The sequence below is a fragment of the Bradyrhizobium sp. LB14.3 genome (assembly GCF_040547985.1).
In the GTDB taxonomy this organism is placed as follows: Bacteria; Pseudomonadota; Alphaproteobacteria; order Rhizobiales; family Xanthobacteraceae; genus Bradyrhizobium.
This window is the reverse complement of sequence record NZ_JBEPQT010000078.1, coordinates 1-4,564: the sequence shown is the minus strand read 5'-3', so window position 1 is coordinate 4,564 and position 4,564 is coordinate 1. Positions and strand designations below refer to the sequence as shown.

The following is a 4,564-nucleotide window of genomic DNA, read 5'->3' as shown; positions in this document are numbered from 1 at the left end:
CAATCACCATGTCGGTCAAGGCGGCCGCTCACGATCGCGCGAAATACCTGCTCACCATCGCGTGAAATCGCCGCTCACCATCAGCGAAATGCGCAACTTTCATCGCAACCTCCAACTTCAGGGTGTTGCGACGACCGTTTGAATCCGCCCATTACACCAATAAGCAGTTCCAGCGGTTGATGGCCGATCACGGCGTGGTCTGCTCAATGAGCCGGTCAGGCAAGGTCTGGGACAACGCTGCAATGGAGAGCTCTTCTCGTCCTTGAAAGACCGAGCGAACAGCGCGCAAGGTGTATCGGTCATGCAACGAGGCCAAGCCCGACGTGTTCGACCTCGCGCCTCGGATGGAACACCCCGTCCGAGTTCTCCTTCACCTGCCATCCGCGCCGGAACCTGGCGCAATCGTCACCATTGACCCTCCGCGGTCCTGTGTTGAGCTGTGTCTCGTTCAAGACGTCGATGTCGCAAGCGTGACGGCAGGACGCCAGCTAGCGCGGCGAGAGGCGCATTGTTTTTTCAGGAGTGTTTTCAGAACGTCGTTGGCACATCGGTTGCTTGAGAGGGGGCATCCGTTGCGACCATAACAATCTAGCAGCTCACTTCTAAGAGTTCAGATGAAACTTGCTCAATCGATCCTGATACTACCGCGGCCGCCGCGCGCGCCATCGTGGCGAGGTCTCTCCTCTCATGATTGGGCTACGGCTTCCCGGCGAGGCCAGGACGGCGCCGTTTCAGGAATGGGGCGAATGGCAGTGGAGGACATGGTTGGCCCATTCTTGCCGGCCTGCCCGGTCCAAATAGCCATACCTTGGCTTTCCGCTTCGGGAGCGCGCGGAAGCCGCGCTTCTAGGTCAGAACAATGGCCTCCGCGCTTTTACAATGGTGACTTGCACCTGTATTCCTGGAATCAAACAATATGATTGTGCGGAGCCTGCACGATGTTGAAGCGACCGATCACTTCGTCGATTGGGGCAATGGTACTAGCCACCGCCTCCTGACGGCTAAGGACGGCATGGGCTTTAGCATCTGCCACACCGTAGTGCGCGCTAAGACCATCTCGCTTCTGCAATACCGTAATCATCTCGAAGCCTGCTACTGCATCGCCGGAGAGGGCGAGGTGGAGGACATGGACGGCAATATCTTCCCCATTCGCAAGGGCGACATGTATGTGCTAGACAAGCATGACAAGCATCTTCTGCGCGGGGGTCGAGACAGGGATCTGATCCTCGTTAGTATCTTTAACCCGCCCCTCAACGGAACCGAGTGCCACAAGCTCAACGACCCGGCAGGCTCCGCATATTAAGCAAGGTGTACCGCGCCAAAAGCGCCTTCAGTCGTTCATTTTCGTCGCGCAGCGCCGCGATGCTCATGTGCTAATTCGAGCACACCACCGCCGCGTGCGTCACATTCAAAATAGCTTCCGAGTCATTCTGCCGCAGTTATCCAGCCGCCTGGGGACGCCGCGCTTCTTCCGGGCGGACCAACCTCCAATCCAGCCCCTCGAACAGGATTGACGCTTGCGACCTTGGCCCCCTGTCAGCGATCGGACACCGCAGAGTCGGGAGATCACGACGGCTGCTGCCGACCGGTAAGACCAACCTACCCCTGGCATGCCGCCGATCTCGGAGGTCAGTGAGTAGCGAACTGCCGCTGGTGGCGGCGCTCGCAGTGAACCACCAAGAGACGTTGCCCTGACGTTTTTGACGAAAGCCGAGAGCCTGTGCCTGATTCCGTGGAGACAGTTCTCGTTCTCACTCGGGGGAACCTGCGCAGGTGATTGGCTATGTGGAGTCCTAAGGCTGCCTTGCGCCAAATAATTCTGATCGACCCCGCGGAGTGCGAGGTCACTTCGTGAAATGCCTGCGAATTGCGAGAACGACTGCCGTCTCGGCGGGTTCGTCAACCACGGCAAATCCTCCGCGCGAGGGCCGTTCTTGACACGTGCCGTTTGCAGGCTAAGCGCGCCATAAATGCTTCTAGCGCGGTGACGGGCGGGTCTGTGAAATGCCAAGGCAGGGCACCTCTGCTCCATCGGTGAGAAGCGTAAACTCATCACAATACGTTCGAAGCTAACACCGCATTGTCAGGTTTGAGCCAACGGGCGCGACTGAGCGACTGGAGAACCTTCAATTTTCAGGCGGCACGCTGCTTGCTTCGTTCGGGCCGGCGGGCACGGTCCCGCCCATGTCCGCTGTCGAGACCGAATGTCCGTCTTCTGTCCGCTTCCGGCCAGCTCGCAAGTCGCGCGAGCCGGACGGCCCACCCAGTCCAGGATCACTCCCATGAAACACTCGCTCCTCGCCGCCGTGTTGCTCTCGCTGACGTGTTTGTCCTTCACGGCGGTGCCCCAGAAGTCGGCCGCTGCGGCCCGGGTGGACGATCCCTTCCTTTGCCTCGAGCAAATCGAAGAGCCGCGCGCACTGGATTGGGCCCGCGCCGAGAATGACAAGACGCTCGGCATGCTCCAATCAGATCCCCGCAATCGGCGCTTCTATGAGGAGGCGCTCAGCATCCTTCAGGCCAAAGACCGGATTTCGTATGTTTCGTTGGAACGGCGGGGTCTCAGCAGTTTCTGCCGAGATGAAAACCACGTGCGCGGCATCTGGCAGCGTACCAGGCCTGACAGCTATCGCAGCCAGGACCCAAACTGGTTGACCATCCTCGATATTGAGGCGCTGGCGGTCGCCGATAAGAAATTGGTTTTCAAAGGCCCTTGCCTCACAACTGCTGCGCGTTGCGAACCATGGCGTATCAGGTGCTCCTCGCCGCCCGAAGAGCGCCTGTGCCTCGTCCCGCTTTCTGATGGCGGTAAGGACGCTGCTCGTCCGAGAGTTCGACCGGGACACTAAGGTCGTAGTCACACCCGTTTCGGTCTTCCGGCGGGAAAGCAGGCCGTCAGCTGGGTCGACGGCCACACGGTTCTCATCGCAGGAGATTGGGGAGAAGGGACCCTGACGCAGGCGGGCTACCCTATCGTCGTGAAGGAGCTCGAGCGCGCTCAGCCGCTCGTTCAAGCGCGCGAGATCTTCCGTGGGGAGCCGACCGATGCCGTGGCTGTACACTTCGTGCTGAGGGATAATGAACGCAAAGTTCATGCGACCGGCGCCATGCGCTCCATAAGCTCCATCGAACGCGAGTATTTGCTCTTGGGGCCCAACGGACCGATCAAGCTAAAGCTGCCAAACAAAGCGAACATCAGCGGCATCGTCAGTGGCCGCCTGCTCGTGACGCTCGATGAAGTCGCAGCACTCGCGTTGCGGCAGGCGGTCAACGCGATCTGTTCCGGCTACATCAACGTAGCGAGACGGTTTACGCCTCATCATTCGAGCCATGATTGCACCCGCCAGTCGCACGGAATTTGCGTGCGGCCTTGCGCCCCAGGGAGAGGTAAATGACGAAAGGCAATGGAACCCATTCATGAGCAAAAAGACAACTCAGATTCATTCGCATGCGGTCGTGTGGATCGACCAGCTCATTGCCAAGGTATTCTCCATAGGCTCAACGGGCGTCAGCGCGATGGCCGTACGCGCGCATTTGGCGCCCCAGGGTCGTGATTGCAAAGCGCATACTGGCTCTGCCGACGTGAAGGACGATCCGACGTTTGTCGTCAGGGTAGGTCGGGCCCTGAGTAGCTGCACCGATCTGCTGATCATCGGACCGGGCACCGAGAAGACCGAGCTGATGAACTTCCTGAGAGTGAACAGGCCGGATCTCACCCTGCACGTCGAGACAAGTAATCCTCCGACCGACCGGGAAATTGTAGCGCTTGGGCGAAAGATCTTCCGTCTGGATTGAGTTGGCGATGTCTCTGGTTGTGGACGGCGCAACAGATCGGCCCAAATTAGGCGAGATGAGGATCGCGCCTTCCGGGAGACCACCACCTGGCTCGCGCATCCGTTTACAGCGATGGAAAAGCGCGGGAACGATGCCATTTAGTCAGAGCGCTAATGGTGTACCGCGACGGCCCGTTCTCAGGTGTTCGCCTTGCCAAGCCGCCGATGTTGAAGCCGCAGGGAAAGACTGTGCAAAACGGCGATCATCCGCTTGTCAACCGGTGACATGCCTACCAGCAGACTGGAAATCCAAAACGGAACGTTTAGCAACTGCTAATCGTCATTTCCGCAGCGCATAGCGCGAGATCAGGACAACGAACTGAAAAGGTCGCGAGCAAAAAATGACCCCGGCATTTTTCTGCCGGGGATCGCATTTTTGAGAGAGTTGGATCAGAAGTCCATGCCGCCCATGCCGCCGCCCGGGGGCATCGCCGGACCGGCGCCGCCCTTCTTGGGCAGCTCGGCGACCATGGCTTCCGTGGTGATCAAGAGAGCTGCAACCGAGGCAGCGTTCTGAATCGCGGTGCGGACTACCTTGGTCGGGTCGATGATGCCCTTGCTGACCAGGTTGCCATACTCGCCCGTCTGCGAGTCGAAGCCGTAGGCGTATTGCTCCTTCTCCAGGACCTTGCCGACGATCACGGAGCCGTCTTCACCGGCGTTGATCGCGATCTGGCGAGCGGGCGCGGAGAGCGCCTTGCGCACGATCTCGACGCCGGTCTTCTGGTCGT

5 protein-coding genes and 1 pseudogene are annotated in these 4,564 nt (G+C 59.4%); 5 read left to right on the top strand and 1 reads right to left on the bottom strand.

What is annotated here, in order from left to right; translation table 11 throughout:
- Positions 1-122: 122 nt before the first annotated feature.
- The 5 genes and pseudogenes from ABIB00_RS38845 to ABIB00_RS38825 form a co-directional block, all read left to right on the top strand.
- A pseudogene (locus ABIB00_RS38845) lies at positions 123-362 on the top strand (IS3 family transposase); the annotation flags it as partial.
- Positions 363-916: 554 nt separating this feature from the next.
- Positions 917-1,303 carry an ectoine synthase gene (locus tag ABIB00_RS38840; protein WP_354107993.1) on the top strand — a complete coding sequence of 129 codons (387 nt, stop codon included), beginning with the start codon at positions 917-919 and terminating at the stop codon, positions 1,301-1,303.
- Positions 1,304-2,282: 979 nt separating this feature from the next.
- Positions 2,283-2,849 carry a prolyl oligopeptidase family protein gene (locus tag ABIB00_RS38835; protein ID WP_354107992.1) on the top strand — a complete coding sequence of 189 codons (567 nt, stop codon included), beginning with the start codon at positions 2,283-2,285 and terminating at the stop codon, positions 2,847-2,849.
- Between the two features lie 129 nt (positions 2,850-2,978).
- Positions 2,979-3,395, top strand: a complete 417-nt coding sequence (locus ABIB00_RS38830) for a hypothetical protein (protein ID WP_354107991.1) — start codon at positions 2,979-2,981, stop codon at positions 3,393-3,395.
- A 22-nt stretch (positions 3,396-3,417) separates the two neighbouring features.
- A complete protein-coding gene (locus ABIB00_RS38825) occupies positions 3,418-3,795 on the top strand; it encodes a hypothetical protein (protein ID WP_354107990.1) in 378 nt (125 codons plus the stop codon).
- Between the two features lie 428 nt (positions 3,796-4,223).
- On the opposite strand, the gene ABIB00_RS38820 is transcribed toward ABIB00_RS38825, so the two are convergent.
- The coding region (locus ABIB00_RS38820) for a TCP-1/cpn60 chaperonin family protein (RefSeq protein WP_354107989.1) at positions 4,224-4,564 on the bottom strand (341 nt) is incomplete at its 5' end.

What these genes read in the sequence shown, in the direction of transcription:
- ABIB00_RS38840 (WP_354107993.1), top strand. Translation starts at nt 917, where the DNA reads ATGATTGTGCGGAGCCTGCACGATGTTGAAGCGACCGATCACTTCGTC.
- ABIB00_RS38835 (WP_354107992.1), top strand. Translation starts at nt 2,283, where the DNA reads ATGAAACACTCGCTCCTCGCCGCCGTGTTGCTCTCGCTGACGTGTTTG.
- ABIB00_RS38825 (WP_354107990.1), top strand. Translation starts at nt 3,418, where the DNA reads ATGAGCAAAAAGACAACTCAGATTCATTCGCATGCGGTCGTGTGGATC.